The sequence below is a fragment of the Kitasatospora sp. HUAS MG31 genome, assembly GCF_040571325.1.
GTDB classification, from domain to species: domain Bacteria; phylum Actinomycetota; class Actinomycetes; order Streptomycetales; family Streptomycetaceae; genus Kitasatospora; species Kitasatospora camelliae.
In genome coordinates this window covers 7,229,778-7,247,471 of the sequence record NZ_CP159872.1, presented here as the reverse complement: position 1 = coordinate 7,247,471, position 17,694 = coordinate 7,229,778, and the positions used below count along the sequence as shown (strand labels likewise).

Annotated in this window: 15 protein-coding genes; 11 read left to right on the top strand and 4 right to left on the bottom strand. The window is 75.7% G+C overall.

Going from position 1 to position 17,694, the window contains the following annotated elements; genetic code table 11:
* Positions 1 to 12: 12 nt before the first annotated feature.
* Positions 13 to 576 carry a dihydrofolate reductase family protein gene (locus ABWK59_RS32615; RefSeq protein WP_354644272.1) on the bottom strand — a complete coding sequence of 188 codons (564 nt, stop codon included), beginning with the start codon at positions 574 to 576 and terminating at the stop codon, positions 13 to 15.
* Positions 577 to 973: 397 nt separating this feature from the next.
* Here ABWK59_RS32615 and ABWK59_RS32610 point away from each other — a divergent pair, with 397 nt between their 5' ends.
* The gene (locus ABWK59_RS32610) at positions 974 to 2,113 is read left to right on the top strand and encodes a serine hydrolase domain-containing protein (RefSeq protein ID WP_354644271.1); all 1,140 of its coding nucleotides are present in this window, start codon (positions 974 to 976) and stop codon (positions 2,111 to 2,113) included.
* Between the two features lie 69 nt (positions 2,114 to 2,182).
* Complete coding sequence (locus tag ABWK59_RS32605) at positions 2,183 to 2,794, top strand: HAD family hydrolase (protein WP_354644270.1); 612 nt, start codon at positions 2,183 to 2,185, stop codon at positions 2,792 to 2,794.
* 192 nt (positions 2,795 to 2,986) lie between these two features.
* Here ABWK59_RS32605 and ABWK59_RS32600 read toward each other — a convergent pair whose 3' ends face one another.
* Entirely contained in the window at positions 2,987 to 3,778 is a 792-nt protein-coding gene (locus ABWK59_RS32600; RefSeq protein WP_354644269.1) for a CAP domain-containing protein, read from the bottom strand.
* 778 nt (positions 3,779 to 4,556) lie between these two features.
* Between ABWK59_RS32600 and ABWK59_RS32595 the strand changes: the two genes are divergently transcribed.
* Entirely contained in the window at positions 4,557 to 6,659 is a 2,103-nt protein-coding gene (locus tag ABWK59_RS32595; RefSeq protein WP_420492886.1) for a SpoIIE family protein phosphatase, read from the top strand.
* Here ABWK59_RS32595 and ABWK59_RS32590 read toward each other — a convergent pair.
* Together ABWK59_RS32590 and ABWK59_RS32585 are read right to left on the bottom strand one after the other, a co-directional pair.
* Positions 6,649 to 7,167 (bottom strand): GNAT family N-acetyltransferase, encoded by a 519-nt coding sequence (locus ABWK59_RS32590; protein WP_354644268.1) that lies wholly within the window; start codon positions 7,165 to 7,167, stop codon positions 6,649 to 6,651. The two genes, ABWK59_RS32595 and ABWK59_RS32590, sit on opposite strands and share 11 nt — an antisense overlap.
* A gap of 59 nt (positions 7,168 to 7,226) precedes the next feature.
* A complete protein-coding gene (locus ABWK59_RS32585) occupies positions 7,227 to 8,222 on the bottom strand; it encodes a sigma-70 family RNA polymerase sigma factor (RefSeq protein ID WP_354644267.1) in 996 nt (331 codons plus the stop codon).
* A gap of 203 nt (positions 8,223 to 8,425) precedes the next feature.
* On the opposite strand from ABWK59_RS32585, the gene ABWK59_RS32580 reads away from it, so the two are divergent.
* From ABWK59_RS32580 to ABWK59_RS32545, 8 genes are all read left to right on the top strand, one after another.
* On the top strand, positions 8,426 to 11,161 hold the full coding sequence (locus tag ABWK59_RS32580) for a SpoIIE family protein phosphatase (protein WP_354644266.1): 2,736 nt from the start codon (positions 8,426 to 8,428) through the stop codon (positions 11,159 to 11,161).
* Between the two features lie 127 nt (positions 11,162 to 11,288).
* Complete coding sequence (locus ABWK59_RS32575) at positions 11,289 to 11,915, top strand: hypothetical protein (RefSeq protein ID WP_354644265.1); 627 nt, start codon at positions 11,289 to 11,291, stop codon at positions 11,913 to 11,915.
* A gap of 66 nt (positions 11,916 to 11,981) precedes the next feature.
* Positions 11,982 to 12,752 carry a maleylpyruvate isomerase family mycothiol-dependent enzyme gene (locus ABWK59_RS32570; protein ID WP_354644264.1) on the top strand — a complete coding sequence of 257 codons (771 nt, stop codon included), beginning with the start codon at positions 11,982 to 11,984 and terminating at the stop codon, positions 12,750 to 12,752.
* 212 nt (positions 12,753 to 12,964) lie between these two features.
* Positions 12,965 to 13,705 (top strand): hypothetical protein, encoded by a 741-nt coding sequence (locus ABWK59_RS32565; protein ID WP_354644262.1) that lies wholly within the window; start codon positions 12,965 to 12,967, stop codon positions 13,703 to 13,705.
* Positions 13,706 to 13,894: 189 nt separating this feature from the next.
* Positions 13,895 to 15,133, top strand: coding sequence for a cation:proton antiporter (locus ABWK59_RS32560; RefSeq protein ID WP_354644261.1), 1,239 nt, complete (start codon positions 13,895 to 13,897; stop codon positions 15,131 to 15,133).
* A 143-nt stretch (positions 15,134 to 15,276) separates the two neighbouring features.
* A complete protein-coding gene (locus ABWK59_RS32555) occupies positions 15,277 to 15,609 on the top strand; it encodes a carboxymuconolactone decarboxylase (protein WP_354644260.1) in 333 nt (110 codons plus the stop codon).
* A 234-nt stretch (positions 15,610 to 15,843) separates the two neighbouring features.
* Positions 15,844 to 16,518: a heme oxygenase (biliverdin-producing) gene (locus tag ABWK59_RS32550; RefSeq protein ID WP_354644259.1), complete on the top strand. Its 675-nt coding sequence runs from the start codon at positions 15,844 to 15,846 to the stop codon at positions 16,516 to 16,518.
* A 91-nt stretch (positions 16,519 to 16,609) separates the two neighbouring features.
* Complete coding sequence (locus ABWK59_RS32545; protein WP_354644258.1) at positions 16,610 to 17,641, top strand: alpha/beta hydrolase; 1,032 nt, start codon at positions 16,610 to 16,612, stop codon at positions 17,639 to 17,641.
* Positions 17,642 to 17,694: the final 53 nt, after the last annotated feature.

Below are 17,694 nucleotides of genomic sequence, written 5' to 3'. Positions count from 1 at the left end.
TGGATCCGCTTGTCAGGCCTGGTCGGCGGGCCCGTACACGACGTACAGCACACCGGTGGTGAAGGTCTCGCAGCGGAGCAGCTTCAGCGGGATCGGGCCGGCGGTCTCGTCGAACAGCCGCATGCCCGCGCCGACCGCGATCGGGTGGACCAGCAGGTGCAGCTCGTCGACGAGGCCGGCGGCCAGCAGCTGCCGCACCACCGAGATCGAGCCGGACATCGCGATCGTCCCGCCGGGCTCGGCCTTCAGCGCGGTGACCGCCTCGACGAGGTCGCCCTGCAGTTGCTCGGAGTTGCGCCAGGTGAACGCCTGCGGGGAGGCCGACACCACGATCTTGCGGGTGTCGCCGAGATCCTTCGCCATCCCGGCGTCCTCCTCCCCGGCCAGCTCCCGCTCGGGCCAGGCGTCCGCGAAGCCGTCGTAGGTGACGCGGCCCAGCAGCAGGGTGTCCGCCTCGCCGATCTGCGCCGTCACCGCGGCGCCCATCTCCTCGTTGAAGTACGGGAAGTGCCACTTGTCCGGGCTCTCCACCACGCCGTCGGCGGCGATGAACAGACCAGCGGAGATCTTCCTCATGATGCGCTCCCTGCAAGCTCGGGTCTCGTTTCTGCCTCACCGGGTCAGACGGACCGCGCCGGCGGAACTCATCGCTGCCCGAGCAGAAATCTCCGAGAACTTTCCGGCAGCCCCGCGGCCGGGCTGCTCCCCCACACGCCCCGGCCGTCCTGAAGCGGGAATCGGCCTGAGTCGCACCGGGGGGCCGCCTACCGGGTGTCCAGCCTGACCAGCCGCCCGTCGGGGTCGAGGGTGTACCTCCGCGGCGGCCCCAGGGCGGCCGAAGCCGCCCTGACCGCGGCCTTCCGCGCTTCGGGGTCCGGGGCGTTCGGGTCCCGCACGGGCGCGTAGGAGTCGTTCGTCCCGGGATCGTTCGGGTTTCGGGACGAGTTGAGGGTGCGAGAGTGGAGGTGGGTCCATGGGGACGGACGTGGGGCCGGACAACCCGGCGCAGCGGCGGGTCGAGGCGGTGCTGGCGGAGGTGGTCGGCCGCGGTGCGGAGACCGGGGTGCAGGTGGCCGCCTGGCACGACGGGGAGGTGGTGGTGGACGCGTGGGCGGGGTCGGCGGATGTGGCCGAGGGGCGGCCGATGGGCCCGGACACCCTGGTGCAGGCCTGGTCGACGGGCAAGGGGGTGGCGGCGACGCTGGTCGCGGTGCTGGTGGACCGGGGCGTCCTGGCGTACGAGGCGCCGGTGGCGCGGTACTGGCCGGAGTTCGGGGCGGCGGGCAAGGAGCGGGTGACGCTCGGGCAGGTGCTGTCCCACACGGCGGGGTTGCCGCAGCTTCCGCCGGAGGTGACGCCCGAGCGGCTTCTCGATCTGCGCGGGTCGGCCGACTGGCTGGCCGGTCAACCGCCGCGCTGGGAGCCCGGGGCCGGCCCGGGGTACCACGCATGGACCTACGGGCTGCTGCTGGCGGAACTCCTGCGCCGCGCGACCGGCCGGACCTGCGACCGCCTGCTGCGCGAGGAGCTGGCGGAGCCCCTCGGCGTCGGCGACGAGCTGCTGTTCCACGTGCCGGACCGCCTGCTCGGGCGGCTGGCCACCTGCTACGACGGCGGCTGGGCGGACCGCCTGGAGCGGATGCCGGCCGACGGGCCGTTCACCGTCGCCGTTCCGCGCGGGGTCCGGCCGGTGGCCGCCCTCGCCGACCGGGCCGACTTCCGGCGCACGGCGCTGCCGGCCAACGGGGTGATGACCGCGCGCGCGGTGGCCCGGATGTACGCGGCGCTGGCCTGCGGCGGCGAGCTGGACGGCGTCCGGCTGCTGTCCGCGACGACCGTGACCGCGGCGACAACGGGCCGGGCGAGCGGGGTGGACCGGATCCTGGGCGTCCCGCTGACGATGGGACGGGGGTTCGTGGTCGGCGACCGCGCTACGGTCCCGGTACGGCCGCGGGGCGGTTTCGGCACCAGCGGATCGGGCGGGAGCACCGCCCTGGCCGATCCGGCTCACCGGTTCGCGTTCGCGCTGGTGAAGAACCGGATGACCGTGCCCGGCCTGGACGCCCGACTGGCCGGCGAGGTCCGGACGGCGCTGGGCATCACGGACCGCTGAGGGGGGCCTCGACGATGGGGCGGACGAAGCGCGCCCGGGGTGTCCCGGGGTGGCCGGTAGGGTGGCGCGATGCTGATCGATCCGCCGCCGGGTGAGTACCGCGCCTATCTGTTCGACTGCGACGGGACGGTCGCCGACTCGATGCCGCTGCACTACGACGCGTGGCGGCAGGCGTTGGCCGAGTGGGGATGCGCGTTCCCGGAGGAGCTGTTCTACGCGTGGGGCGGCCGACCGGTGGCGGACATCATCGCCTCGCTCAACGGGATGAACGGCCTGACCATGCCCGTGGCGCGAGTCGCCCGGCGCCGCGAGGAGCTCTTCCAGCGGATGCTGCCGCGGATCCGGGCGGTGCCGGAGGCGCTGGAGCACATCGAGGACGCGTACGGCCGGGTCCCGTTCGCCGTGGTGTCGGGCAGCACCCGGGAGTCGGTGACCGCCTCGCTGACCGTGCTCGGTCTCCTGGACAGGTTCGAGGTCCTGGTGTGCGCCGGTGACTATGCGCGGCCGAAGCCGCACCCCGAGGCGTTCCTGCGCGCCGCCGAGCTGCTCGGGGTGGCCCCCGAGCACTGCCTGGTGTTCGAGGACACCGATCTGGGGATCCGGGCGGCGACCGCGGCCGGCATGAACTCCGTCCGGATCCCGCAGCACCGCCCGGCTCCCCCGCCGCTGCCCGCCGCCTGACGCCGCCCTCACGCCGCCCTGACGCCGCCGTACGCCTCGTAGCGCATGTCCATCGCGGCCCTCCACGGGGTCGTGGGGCAGTCGGCTCGAGGGCGGGGCCCGGCCCGGGGCGCTCCTCCGGCGCCGGCCCGGGGCGGGCGGGGCGGCGAGTGCGGGAGAGGCGCGGCCGGGGGACTCCCTCGGCGTGCGGGACTACCTCGACGTGCCGAAGTCCTGGGTCCAGTAGTTGCCGGGCTGGGCCAGGCCGATGCCGATCTCCTTGAACGCGCAGTTGAGGATGTTGGCCTTGTGGCCGGGGCTCGTCATCCAGCCGTTCATCACGGCCTCGGGGGTGCTGTAGCCGTAGGCCACGTTCTCGCCGTAGGTGGACCAGGCGTAGCCGGCGCGCGTGATGCGGTCGCCCGCCGTGGAGCCGTCGGACCCGGTGTGGGTCATGGTGGCGTGGGCGGCCATGTCCTGGCTGTGCGCCTGGGCGGCGGCGGTGAGCTTCGCGTTGGCGGTGACCGGGCCGCAGCCGGCCTTCTGGCGCTCGGTGTTGACCAGGGCCAGGACCCGGCTCGCCGCGGCGGACAGCCCGGAGCCGGCGGGGGCGGCCGTGGTGGGGGCCGCGGTGGTCGGTGCGGCGGGGGTCGGCGTCGCGGTGCGGGTGGCGGAGCGGCTCGCCGGGGTCTGCGAGGCCGTGGGACTCGGGGCCTTGGTCGGCACGGCGGCGGCGGCGGTGCCGGCCGGGGCGGGGGACGCGGGGGCGGGGGCGGCCTCGGTGGGCGTGGCGGTGGCGGTGGCGGAGGCGGACGCGCTGGGCGACGCCTGCCAGCGCGGCGAGGCGGAGTCCCACCGTCCCGTGGACGTGGACCAGGCCACCGGGCGGACCTGGTCGGTGGCCCGGGCGTGGCCGCGGTCCTGCCGGCCCCATCCACCGCTCCACTGGTCGCAGGCGAACGCGACGGACGGCGTACCCACCGCCATCGCAAGGGCCACGGCCACGGATATCCTCCGCCGACGGTTGCTCTTGCGGTGCTTCGTCATACCTGACCTCATTCGCTGGTTCGGCCTTCACCCACGGGATGCGCCCCCGGGCCGTGCGGAGCGCGGGAGGGCGGATCCTCCACCCCTCCGCGCCGCGGCACCCGAGCCGGCGACGGCCCCGGAGCCGTCCTGGCAATTCGGGGCACCACGGGCACCACGCGCACCGGGGACGCGGCGGGATGCCGCACGCCTCCGGTGCCGCAACCGCGGCGTCCTGCAGGCCCGGCCATTCTGAGGACGCCCCCGCAACCGGGGCAAAGCCCTCCGGTACTACGGCCGCTCGTAGCCGAACGAGGCCTTGATCCGGGCCGCCCGCCGTGCAGCCCGGGGCCCGGACGCACCGGCGCCGACCTGCCGGTCCGTCAGGACCGCGCTTCTTCCCTGGTCCCGGGGGCGGCCGCCGGAGAGGGTCGACCGCCACACGAACGATCGCGGCAAATGTCCGAGTCGCCATGGATCAGCGTGAAATGTCCCTGCGTGGCTCACTACTACGCCGCCTCGTTGACGCCGGACGCCCCTGTGACGGACGTCACCCCTCCACCGGAGAACCGAACACGCCTTCACCGAACAGCCACATCCTGCGACCGCTCCCCCGGCACCGGACGGGCCGTCCACCGCGCCCGGTACGGGCTGGTCGCGCACAGCCCGACCCCGCGGAGCAGCATGGAGGGGAAGGGCCTCGGGCGAGCGCCGGTGCACCGCGTTCCGTGACGGGCCGGTGCGAGGAGGTGCCGCGATGGGCCGGTCCGAAGGGTCCGCGGCCGGGCCCGGCCGGGCGGAACCCGAGGTGGCGGTGGCGGGCCCGAGCGGGCTGATGGACCTGCTGGGCGTGGCGGCGGTCCTGCTGGAGGCCGACGGGCGGGTGGACATGTGGAGCCCGCAGGCCGAGGAGCTGTTCGGCTACGCGGCCGACGAGGCGGTCGGGCGGTACGCGGCGCCGCTGCTCCTCCACCCGCGGGACCGGGACCAGGCGCTCGGCCTGTTCGCGGAGATGCTGCGGACCGGCCGGGGATGGGCGGGGGCGTTCCCGGTCGTGCGCAAGGACGGCACCACCCGGCTGGTCGAGTTCCGCAACATGCGGCTGACCGACAGCCTCGGCGACTTCTACGCCCTGGGGCTGGCCACCGACCGGCAGACCCTGCAGCGGGTGGAGCGCGACGTGGCCCTCTCGGCCCGGCTGGTGACCCAGTCCCCGATCGGTCTGGCCGTCCTGGACGGCGACCTCCGCTACGCGGCGGTCAACCCCGCACTCGCCCGGATCCACGGGGTTCCCGAGGAGGAGCACCTCGGCCGGCGCCTGCGCGACGTGATGCCCCCGGAGCAGTTCGGCACCGCCGAGGCCACCATGCGGCAGGTCCTGGAGTCGGGCACGCCGGTCGTCGACCGGTACACCCTCGGCCGGACCCGGGCCGACCCCGACCACGACCACGCCTGGTCGGTGTCCTTCTTCCGGCTGGAGGACTCCCACGGGCACGTCCTGGGCATCGCCAACTCGGTCGTCGACGTGACCGACCGGTACCGGGCGACCACCGAGGCCGAGCACGCCCGGCAGCGGCTCGCCCTGATCGCCGACGGCTCCGCCCGGATCGGCACCACCCTGGAGGTCGAGCAGACCGCCCGCGAACTGGCCGACGTGGTGGTGCCGGACCTGGCGGACATGGTGGCGGTGGACCTGCTGGAGGCGATGCTGCCCGACGGTGCCCCGGAGAGCGGCGAGGGTCCGGAGCTGTTCCGCGCCCTGGCCGTGAAGACCGCCTACCCCACCGAGGCCGCCCGGGCGATCGTCCCGCCGGGCCGCGTCACCACCTACCCCGCCGACCATCCGGCGGCCCACTGCATCCGTACCCGCCGCCCGCTGCTGATCAGCCACCTGAACGACCCCGGGCGGGTGGCCACCGGGCCGGACGCCGCCCGGCGGCTGGCGAGCGCCGGCGTGCACACCGTGCTGGCCGTCCCCCTCATCGCCCGGGGACGGCTCCTCGGCGTGGTCGGGCTCGCCCGGGCCCGCGACCCGCGGCCGTTCGACCGGGACGACCTGACCCTCGCCGCCGAGCTCGCCTCCCGCGCCGCCGTCTGCATCGACAACGCCCGCCTCCACCAGCAACTCCGCAGCACCGCCGAGACGCTGCAGCGCAGCCTCCTCCCCCGGCTCACCCACGACCACCCGCACCTGGAACTCGCCGCCCGCTACCGGCCCGCCCAGGCGTTCAGCGAGGTCGGCGGCGACTGGTACGACGTGATCGGACTGGAGGACGACCGGACCGCCCTCGTGGTGGGCGACGTCATGGGCAGCGGCATCCCCGCCGCCACCACGATGGGCCGGCTGCGCACCGCCACGTCCACGCTGGCCGGGCTCGGTCTCGACCCCGATCAGATCCTCGGCCACCTCGACCGGATCACCGAGGGCCTGGCCCCGTCCATCGCCACCTGCGTCTGCGCGGTCCACGACGCCCGGGCCGGCCACTGCCGGATCTCCCTCGCCGGCCACCTCCCGCCCGTCCTGGCCCGGGCCGGCGGGCCGCCGGAACTCCTCGACCTGCCCACCGGCACCCCGCTGGGCGTGGGCGACGGTGTCTTCCGCACCACCGACGTCCCGCTCGGGCCCGGCGACCGGCTGGTCCTCTACACGGACGGCCTGGTCGAGACCCGCCACCAGCCGATCGACGTCCGCCTGGACCGGCTCCGCCGCCTGCTCGACCACGAGGACCCGACGGTGGAGGCCACCTGCAACCGGCTGCTGCGGGAGCTGCGCCAGCCCGGCGACCACGACGACGTCGCCCTCCTGATCGCCCGCGTCCGCCCCGCCGCCACGGCGCTGCCGGACCGGGTCACACCCTGAGCTCCAGGACCTGGCCCGGCCACGGCTCGCCGCCGGGCATCTCCACCTCGAACCCCTCGGCCGGGGTGAAGCCGAGCCGGACGTACTGGTCGACCAGCCGGCGGTCGCCGCCCGCGTAGCAGTCCACCCGCAGCAGCGCGATGCCCCGGCGGCGGGCCTCCTCCACCGCGTCGGTCACCAGCGCCGCGCCGATGCCCGAGCCCTTGCGGGCGCGGTCGGTGACCAGGTTGCGGAGGTACAGCTCGCGCTCGGCGGCCGGCGTCACGTACCGCGGCACCTCCTCGGCGAGCACGCAGGCCCCGACCGTCCGCCCCCGGTCGTCCACGGCCAGCCGGACCAGGTGGTCGCGCGCGTACTCCCGGATCCGCTCCGCCGCCGCCGGTCGCCCGCTCCACGGCTGGTCCCCCCACTGCCCGGTCCGCCCCAGCGACACCAGCCACGCCACGGCGCCGTCGAGCAGCGCGAGGATCTCGTCGGCGGATTCGGCGCCACCCGTGATGATCTCCACCCCGCCCTTTGTAGCCCCACCCCCGCCCGCGCGGTAGGGCGGCCGGGTGGTCCGGCCGTTCAGTCCTCGGTGGGCAGGCGGGCGGGCAGGCGGGCGGGCAGGCCCCAGAGCGGGAAGAGGCGGGCGGTGTCCATGTGGTTGGTCATGGCGGAGATCCGGCCGTCGGTGATCTCCAGCAGGGTGAGGCCCCAGGGCGTCCACCCGTCGCCGTCCTCGGCCGGGCGGTACTGGGCGAACGCGGGGGTGCCGTTGGCCTCCACCGGCAGCAGGCGCGAGCCCCGGCAGCCGGAGCCCGGGCCCAGCCACCAGGTGCGCAGCTCGTCCACGCCCCGCAGCCACAGCCGGTAGGGCGGCATGTTGAGAACGGCGTCCTCGTGCAGCAGGGCGGTCAGGCCGTCGATGTCGAAGGCCTCGAACGCCTGGACGTACCGGGCCAGCAGCGTCCGCTGGGTGTCGTCGAGCGGCCTGGCGGTGTCGGTGGACGGGACGCCGCCGCCCTCGGCGAGGGTGGCCCGGGCCCGCTGGAGGGCGCTGTTGACCGAGGCCACGGTGGTGTCCAGCAGTTCGGCGGTCTCGGCCGCGGACCAGGCCAGCACCTCGCGCAGGATCAGGACGGCCCGCTGCCGGGCCGGGAGCCTCTGCAGGGCGGCGACGAAGGCCAGCCGGATCGTCTCTCGCCCCACCGCGACCTGGGCCGGATCCCCGGCGAGCACCCGCGCATCGGGGACAGGACCGAGCCAGACCCGCTCCTCCAGCCGCGCCAGGTCCGGCTCGGCGGCGGAACCCGGCGAGCACAGGTCCATCGGCCGGGCCCGGCGCTGGGCGGCGGGCGCCATGTCCAGGCAGACGTTGGTGGCGATCCGGTACAGCCAGGTGCGCAGCGCCGACCGGCCCTCGAACCCGTCGTACTTCGACCAGGCGCGGACCAGGGTCTCCTGCACGGCGTCCTCGGCCTCGAACGAGGAGCCCAGCATCCGGTAGCAGTAGGCCGTCAGCTCCCGGCGGAAGGGCTCGAGCTGCTCGACGGCGTCGTCACGTTCGATGGTCGTGGACACCCCGCTTACCTTAGGGCGTGCCTTCGCGGATCCCGCCGTGATCCGAGGGACGAGGCAAGGGCTCGGCAAGGGTCAGGCCCGGGCCCTCCAGGACGCAGCAGCAGCCGGGGCACCGGGGCAGGGTGCGTGCCCGTGAAACCGTGATCGTGGACGATCCGGGCGGATCGGTGCGCGACGGGGGTGACGGGTGCTAAGCATGGGGTGTGACGGGACGCGGCCACCGCTCCTCCCCTCCCCCCGACCGCGGTGCGCCGACCACGCGCGGGCCGGGCGGGATCCGCGCCCTGCTCACCGTGCGCAGCGTGGCGGGCCGGGTCTTCCTGGTGGAGCTGCTGATCGTCCTGGTGCTGGTGGCCGCCGCGGTGGCGGCGATGGTGCTGCAGGCCCGGTCGAGCACGGTGTCGGACGCCCGGCGGGTCACCCGCGGGGTGGCGGAGTCCTTCGCGCACGCGCCGGGGGTGGCGGCCGCGCTGGACGGCCCCGACCCGTCGGCCACGCTGCAGCCGCTGGCCGAGGAGGTGCGGCGGACGACCGGGGTGGACGGGCTGCTGGTGTTCTCCAACTCCTTCGTCCAGCTGACCTCGCCGTACCCGGACTACGTGGGACGCCCGTACCAGCCGCCGGCGTACGTGGTGCAGAAGGTGGTACCCGAGCTGCGGGCCGGCCGGACGGTGACCTTCACCCTGGAGGAGCCCGGCTACCGGGCGATCGCCACGGCCGTGCCGGTGTTCGGTCCGGACGGGTCCCCCAAGGGCGTGGTCTCGGCCAACATCACGGTGGAGAAGGTCGACGCCGTGGTGGGGAGCAACCTGCCGGTGCTGCTCGGCGGCGCGGCCGGGGCGGTGGCGCTGGGCGCGCTCGGCACGGCCCTGGTCGCCCGCCGGCTGCTGCGGCAGACCCGCGGCCTGGGCCCGGCGGACATGACCCGCATGTACGAGCACCACGACGCCGTGCTGCACGCCGTCCGCGAGGGGGTGCTGATCGTCTCCTCGGACGGCCGGCTGGTGCTGGCCAACGACGAGGCCAAGCGGCTGCTGGCGCTGCCCGCGGACCCCGAGTGGCGGCCGGTCGCCGAGCTCGGCCTGGACGGGGACACGCTGGCCCTGCTGACCTCCTCGGAGGACCCGACCGACCGGGTCCATCCGGCCGGCGACCGGCTGCTGGTGGTGAACAAGCGGCCCACCGCCCCGTACGGCGGGCTGCCCAGCAGCGTGGTGACCCTGCGCGACACCACCGAGCTGTTCGAGCTGGCCGGGCGGGTGGAGGTGGCCGACCTGCGGCGCCGGCTGGTGTACGACGCGGGGCTGGCGGTGGGCAGCACCCTGGACCCGGCGCGGACCTGCGAGGAGCTGGCGGCGGTGGCGGTCCCCCGGTTCGCCGACGCGGCGGCCGTGGACCTGCTGGAGGCGGTGACCCGGGGCGAGGAGCCGGACGCGGCCGACGGGCGGCTGCGGCGCGCGGCCTTCCGCGGACCGCAAGCGGAGCCGGACACCGGGCCCGACGCGGCGCCGCGGCAGCCGGCGGTCGGCGAGCGGGTGGAGGTGTCGCCGACCTCGCCGCAGGCCCGCGTCCTGGCGGACGGGCGGGCGCTGATCGCCCCCGCCGAACCGGGTTCCGACACCGCCGCCCCGTCCGGCGCGGCCCATGCGGCCGATGCGGCCGTGCTGGTGGTACCGCTGCTGGTGCGCGGGGTGGTCCTGGGCCTGGTGGAGTTCCGGCGCGGGCCGGGGCGGGTGCCGTTCGACGCCGAGGACCTGTCGCTGGCCGAGGATCTGGCCGCCCGGGCGGCCGTGGCGGTGGACAACGCCCGCCGGTACCGGCGCGAGCACCGGCTGGCGGTGACCCTGCAGCGCAGCCTGCTGCCCAGCCGGCTGCCCGACCAGGCCGCGCTGGAGGTGGCCTCGCACTACCGGCCGGCGCACTCCGGGGTGGGCGGCGACTGGTTCGACGTCATCCCGCTGTCGGGGTTCCGGACCGCGCTGGTGGTGGGCGACGTGGTCGGCCACGGCATCCGGGCGGCGGTGGCGATGGGCCGGCTGCGGACCGCCGTGCGGACCTTCTCCGCCCTCGACCTGCCGCCCGACGAGGTGCTGGGCCGCCTCGACGAGCTGGTCACCCAGCTGGACGCCGAGGCCGAGGACGGCGGGATCACCGGCTCGACCTGCCTGTACGCGGTGTACGACCCGGTGTCCGGGGTGTGCGGCCTGGCCCGGGCCGGACACCCCGGTCCGGCGCTGGTGGCGCCCGGCGGCACGGTGACGTACCCGGAGGTGGCGGTCTCACCGCCGCTGGGCGTCGGCGGCCTGCCGGTGGACGTCACCGAGCTGCACCTGGCGGCCGGTTCCCAGCTGGTGCTGTTCACCGACGGCCTGGTGGAGAGCCGCACCCGGGATCTCGACCTCGGCCTGGAGCGGCTGCGCCGGGCGCTGACCGGGGACGGTTCGCGCGGGCCGGAGGAGATCTGCCGGGCGGTCACCGGATCGGTGCTGCCGGACCGTCCGGCCGACGACGTGGCCCTGCTGGTCGCCCGGACCCGGCGGCTGGAGCCGGACCGGGTGGCCGAGTGGGAGGTGCCGATGGACCCCTCGGCCGTCTCCCCGGTCCGGTCGGCCTGCGCGCGGCGGCTGGAGGAGTGGGGGCTGGGCGAGACGGTCTTCACCACCGAACTCATCCTCAGCGAGCTGATCACCAACGCGATCCGGTACGGCGCCCCGCCGGTGCGGGTGCGGCTGCTGCGCGACCGCAGCCTGGTCTGCGAGGTGTCGGACGGGAACAGCACCGCGCCGCACCTGCGCTGGGCCGCCAGCACGGACGAGGGCGGCCGCGGCCTGTACCTGGTGGCGCAGCTCGCCCACCGCTGGGGCACCCGGCACACGGCCACCGGCAAGGTGATCTGGTCCGAGCAGCTCCTGCCGGAGGGGCCCGGCCCGGCGGGGTGAGCGGGTGAGGATCCGTCAGGGCGCCGGACGGGGCACCGGATGGGGCGTCGGGCCGGGTGTCGGGCCGGGTGTCGGCCGGGTGCGCTACCGTACGGCGGTCCGCGACGTCGACGGGGGAGAAACAACCATGCACCAGCCCGGTGTTCCGGAGGACCTGGACCGGCCCGAGGAGATGCGGCACCGCGCCGCCGCCCTGGCCCTGGTGGCGGCGGCCGGGGTGCGGCCCGCCGAGTTCCACGCGGACGAGGACGGTGTCCGGTGCGAGAACCCGGGCAGCGGCTGGTGGTGGCAGCTCGCGGTCCGTCCGGACGGGCGCGCGGTCCTCTACGGCCAGGACCCGGACGGCAGCCACACCCACGCGGACGACCAGCAGATCGACTTCCTGGCCGGCGCCCCCGACTGGCTGCCGCACGAGGACCTGGCGGACCTGGCCGAGGGCAACGAACTCGGCTTCGTCTACTGGACCGAGGCCGGCACCTGGACGCGGATCGCCTACCCCGAGGGGCACCTGGACGACGGCCTGGTCTGCACGGACATGCTGGTGACGGACCGGGAGTGCCTGGACTTCGCGTCCGAGTGCCCGCGGGCCGGTGAGCTGCTCGCCGGGGTGCGCGAGGGCCGCCTCCCGGCGGCGCTGGTCGAGGCGCTCCTGGACGCGGCCGGGGCGGGCGGGAAGGATCCGCGGCGGGCCGAGCAATCGCGGGCCGAGCTGCTCCGCACCGCCGAGGCGCTCGGGGTGGCCGTCGAGCGGTAGGACGCGCCGGAATCCCGTACGCGACAGGGCTTCTGACGGACCCTCGTCCCGTGATGGACTGGGGCCATGGACTACGCCCGCTTCCTCGACTGCCTCGCCTCCGACCACGCCCGGCTGCGCTCGGTCGCGACCGTGAACCCCGGCGCCGCGGTGCCGAGCTGCCCCGGGTGGACCGTCGCCGACCTGACCCGGCACGTCGGCGAGGTGTACCTGCACAAGACCCTGGCCATCCGGGAGGGCGCCGAGCCCGAGCCCTGGCCGCCGAAGGAGCTGGCGGAGGAGGATCCGATCGCCCTGCTCGACCGGGCGTACGCCGGGCTGCGCGCCGAGTTCGCGGCCCGGCGGCCCCAGGACCCGGCCGGGTCCTGGTACGCGCCGGACCGCACGGTCGGCTTCTGGATCCGCCGGATGGCGCAGGAGACCGTGATCCACCGCGTGGACGCCGAGCTCGGCACCGGGCAGCCGGTCGCGCCGATCCCCGCCGACCTGGCGGTGGACGGCATCGACGAGCTGCTCAAGGTGTTCGTGGCGTACGGCGTCGCCGAGTGGGGCGGCTACTTCGCCGACGTCCTGGGCGCCTCGCCGGGACGGACGGCCGCGGTGCTGACGGAGGGCGCGGCCTGGCGGATCCGGACCGGCCCGGGCCTGTTCGAGGTCGAGGACGTCACCGGCGAGGAGGCCGCCGTCGCCGACGTCACCCTCACCGGCCCGCCGGCCGACCTGCTGCGCCGGCTCTGGAACCGCGAGCCCCCCGGCGCCCCGGGGGCCGTCACGGTGACCGGCGACCCGGCGGCGCTGGAGGAGCTGGAGCGCTGCATCGTCGTCGCCACCCAGTGACCAGGGCCCCGGCGGGGTCAGTCCCCGGGGCGGGTCAGTCCCCGGGAGCCGACCGGTCCTCGGGGGTCGGCGTACAGCCGGTACCCGAGGCAGCCCGCCGCCTCCAGGGACGGCTCGATCAGGGCCTCCAGCGCGGTCCGCAGCCGCCCTCCCGACCGGGGGCGGCCACGCTCTCGGCGATCACCACGAGGGGCACCGGGCAGAATCGCCCCATGCACTTCACCCTCGTCGTCGCACTCCCTCCCGCCGCACGGGACGACGTCCGCGCGGCTCTGGCCGCGGCCCTCGCTCCGTTCGACATCGAGCGGGAGGTGGAGGCGTACCCGGAGTACGAGACCGCCGCGGCCCCGGCCGACACCCTGTGGGTCCAGTACGCCCGGCGTCGTGGTGAACTGCCGGACCGTGACGATCTGACGTGGGCGCAGGTCACCGAAACGGTCAACCTGGTCCGGGGCTACCGGCCGGGCACCCCGAACCACCTCGCCGTGGACGAGGCGGGCCGCGCCTACCGCCTCAGCACCTTCAACCGTCAGGGGAAGTGGGACGGTTACCAGGTCGGCGGCCAGTGGGAGGCCCACTTCCTGCACCGCCCGGAGGCGACCGGCGACCCCCGTCTGATCACCGTCCGGCGCGGTCACCCCGACGAGGACGGCCCGGACGGAGTGCCGGCGTGCGACGGCGGGCCGCGTGCCCTGCTCGACTTCGAGGCGCTCCGCGCCCGGGCGGTACGGCCGGCGGGGCCGGAGGCGCCGGCCCCGTCCACTGATCAGGACGTTGCGCGGGCCCGCGACGAGGCGGTCCCGGGTGATGCCCTGCTGCGCCTCGACGGCACCTGGCTCGAGCCGGGCACGGGGGTGACGGACTCCTGGGACGCGTACCTGCGGGCGGCCAACGCGTACCTGGACGGGCTCGACGGCGATGTCCTCCTGGTCGCGGTGCACTGCCACGGCTGACCCGGCCGCCGGGCCGGCGCGGCGGGCCGGACCGCCGTGTGCTGAGCCCGCACTGAGCCCGGGTCACCCGATCCGGGGCTCCCGGTCGGGGACACGCGGGCGGCGGCCGGGGCCCGGGCGGGCGGCGGGTGCGCGGCTACGATCAGCTCACGCCGACCGGTCGCGCGCCGGGGAAGGACGGGTGCGCGGGTGGTCGCGCTGGTCATCAGCATGGGAACGCTGTTCGCCTGGGCCCTGGTGGCCGGCCGGCTGGCCCGGTGGAGCGTCACCGCCCCGGTGGCGATGACCGCCGCGGGCGTGGCGCTGACCGTCGGCCCGCACCCGCTGGTGCGGATCAGCCTCACCACCCACGACGCCGAGCGGGCGGTGGAGATCATCCTCGCGGTGCTGCTGTTCACCGACGCCACCGACGTCCCCGCCGGGGTGGTGCGGGGGAACCGCCGGCTGCTGGCCCGGCTGCTGCTGCTCGCGCTGCCGCTGACGCTGCTGGCCGGGACGCTGGTCGGCGCGCTGCTGTTCCCGTCCGGGCGGTGGTGGCTGGTGGCGCTGTTCGCGGCGGTGACCGTGCCGCTGGACCTGGCCCCGGCCGCCGAGGTGGTCCGGGACTCCCGGCTGCCGTCCTGGCTGCGCGGGGTGCTCACGGTCGAGGGCGGGCTGAACGACGGCATCGCCGCGCCGGTCTTCCTGCTCTGCCTGGCCGGCGCCGAGGCCACCGAGGGGGTACCGGAGCCCGTGGCCGACTCGCTGGGGGACGCCTTCAACGCGATGTTCTGGGCGGTGGTCGCCGGCGCCCTGGTCGGCAAGCCCGGCGGGATGCTGCTGCGCGCGGCGTGGCGGGCCGGCTGGACCAGGCGGTCCGCCGTCCGGCTGGGCATCGTGGCCCTGCCGCTGGCGGCGTACGGGCTGGCGATCGTGCTCGACGGCAACGGGTTCATCGCCGCCTTCGTCGCCGGGCTCTGGTTCACCCCGTACTCCCGGGCGCTGCCGCCGAAGGCGCTGCACCTGGTGAACGACGTGGGGACGCTGCTCTCGCTGGCGCTGTGGTTCGTCTTCGGGGAGTTGGTCACCCAGGCGTTCACCGGGGACTTCGACGGCCGGATGGTGGCGTACGCGGCCCTGTCGCTGACGGTGGTTCGGGGAGTGCCGGTGCTGCTCTGCCTGATGGGCACCGGCCTGGACCGGGCCGACCGGCTGCTGCTCGCGTGGCTGGGGCCGCGGGGCATGGCCAGCATCGTCTTCGGCCTGCTGGCCTTCACCAGCCTCGCCCCGCTCGACCCCCACGCGGCCGACCTGATCGGGCAGGTGATGACCATGACGGTCCTGATGAGCCTGGCGCTGCACGGCCTGACGTACGGCCCGCTCGCCGCCCGCTACGCGCGGGCCCGCGAACGGCGGGAGCGGGAACGGGCCGGGGAGCCCGCGGACTGACCGGGCACCGCCCGGCCCCGGCCGGCGGGAACGGTCGGTTGGCGGTGTGCGCGGGGTCCTCCTACTGTCGAAGGGCAAGCGGCCCGGGCAGGGAGCGTCGCCTCCCCTGCGTGGGCTCACACCCCTTGAGAGGGCACCCGACCATGTCCACGACGTCCGAAACCCCCGTTCTCGACACCCTCGCCGCCATGACGCTCGACTCCATCGAGCGCTGTGGGATGGCCGAGGACATGCTGATCCTCACCCGTATCGCCGCGCTCGTCGCCATGGACGCGCCCGCGATCTCCTATCTCGCGCACATGGGCCCCGCCATCGAGGCCAATGTGACCGCGGACCAGCTGCAGGACGTCCTGGTGGCAATCGCCCCGATCGTGGGCACGGCCCGCGTGATGGCGGCGGCCGGCCACATCACCGAGGCGCTGGGCATCGCCATCGCGGTGGCCGACGCCGACATGATGAACCGCCCGGGCCAGTAGGTCGCCGCGGCCGTCGTCCTCGGACGGCCGGTGCGCCCGAGGGGCGCGGGGCACCGCACACGGCGGCGGGTCGCACGTTCGGACCCGCCGCCGTCCGCGGTCCCCGCGCCCCTCGCGTGTGCCCGCCCGGAGGTTTCCGACGGAGTGTCGGCATCACATTGACTTAGGTTAGGCTAACCATAACAATCGGGATCATCCCGAGGTCCGGGATGATCCCGATCCGTGGAGGCCCCGATGCCCGCCCCCGAGCAGCAGCCCGTCCCGTTCTCCGCCGCGCTCCGCACCGCCAGCAGCGAGGAGCACCGGGCGGCCGAACAGTCCTCCTTCATGAGCCGACTGCTCGGCGGGCACCTCGGGGTCGACGCCTACGCCGACCTCACCGGCCAACTCTGGTACGTCTACCGGGCCCTGGAGAGCCGCGCCGAGGAGCTCGCCGGACACCGGGTGGCCGGCCCGTTCGTCGACCGGGCGCTGCTGCGCACCGCCGCGCTCGAACGCGACCTCGCCCACCTGCGCGGCCCCGGCTGGCGCGACGGCCTCACCCCGCTCCCGGCCACCGCCGCGTACGCCGCCCGGGTGGAGGAGCTGGCCGAGCGGTGGCCCGCCGGGTACCTGGCCCACCACTACACCCGCTACCTGGGCGACCTGTCCGGCGGTCAGATCATCCGCGGCATCGCCGAGAGGACCTGGGGGTTCGCGCGCAAGGGCGACGGGGTCCGGTTCTACGTCTTCGAGGAGATCGACAACCCCGCCGCCTTCAAGCGGGAGTACCGCGCCAGGCTGGACGCCGCCGGGCTCGCCCTGGACGAGGTCGAGCGCCGCCGGGTGGTCGAGGAGTGCAAGCGGGCCTTCGTCCTCAACGGCGCGGTCTTCCGCGACCTGGACGCCCGGTACCCGCTGAGCGCCTGACCGCTCCCGTCGCCCGTTCGCACCGGCGGCCTGGCAGGCTGGGACGGTCGGGACGCCACCGGGCGTTCCCGGGCCGCGGGGAGGAACGGTCATGGGTGATGCGGGAGCGCCGTCGGAGCGGCGAGCAGCGCGGCGGGCGGCGGAGGGTGACCGGCCCGCGCCGCCGTTCGACCCGGAGCTGGGGGCCGCACTGGCCGCCCTGGACCCGCGGTCCCGGAGACCGCTCACCCCGGAGCGGCTCCCGGAGTGGCAGGCCCTGGACGCCGCCACCCGGCCCCGGCCGACGGTGGAGGAACTCCGGGCCGACGGCCTGTTCGAGATCACGGAGCTGCGGGCGCCGGCGGGCCGGGGCGGCCCCGAGGTGGTCCTGTACGCCGCCCGTCCCGCCGGGGTCACCCGCCCGCTGCCGGTCCTCTACTACCTGCACGGCGGCGGCCTGATCACGGGCAACGCACGGTCCGCACTGCCCCGGCTGCTGCAGGACTGGGCGCCGCCGCTGGGGCTCGCCGTGGTCTCCGCCGAGTACCGGCTGGCGCCGCGGGCGCGGTACCTGGAGCCCGTGGAGGACTGCTACGCCGGGCTGGTCGCGACGGCCGAGCGGGCGGGAGGGCTGGGGTTGGACGCGGACCGCATCCTCCTCGGCGGGAAGAGCGCGGGCGCCGGACTCGCCGCGGCCCTCGCCCTGCTGACCCGCGACCGCGGCGGTCCGGCGCCGATCGGCCAGCTACTCCTCAGCCCGATGCTGGACGACCGCGGCGCCACCTTCTCCGCCCACCAGATGGCCGGGCACGACCTCTGGGACCGCACCTCCAACACCACGGCCTGGCAGGCCCTGCTCGGCGACCGGTACGGCGCCGCCGACCTCTCCCCCTACGCCGCGGCCGCCCGCGCCACCGACCTGTCCGCGCTGCCGCCCGCCTATCTGGACGTGGGGTCGGCGGAGACCTTCCGGGACGAGGTCGTGGCCTACGCCGACGCGATCTGGCGGGCCGGCGGCGAGGCCGAACTGCACGTCTGGCCGGGCGCGTTCCACGGCTTCGACACCTTCGTCCCCGGCGCGGCGCTCAGCCGGGAGGCCCACGAGGCCCGCACCCGCTGGCTGCGGCGGATCCTCGGCCGGTAGCGGCCCCGGGGGGTGACTCCTCGGCGAGCCGCCGACGGCCGGCGGGGAACCGC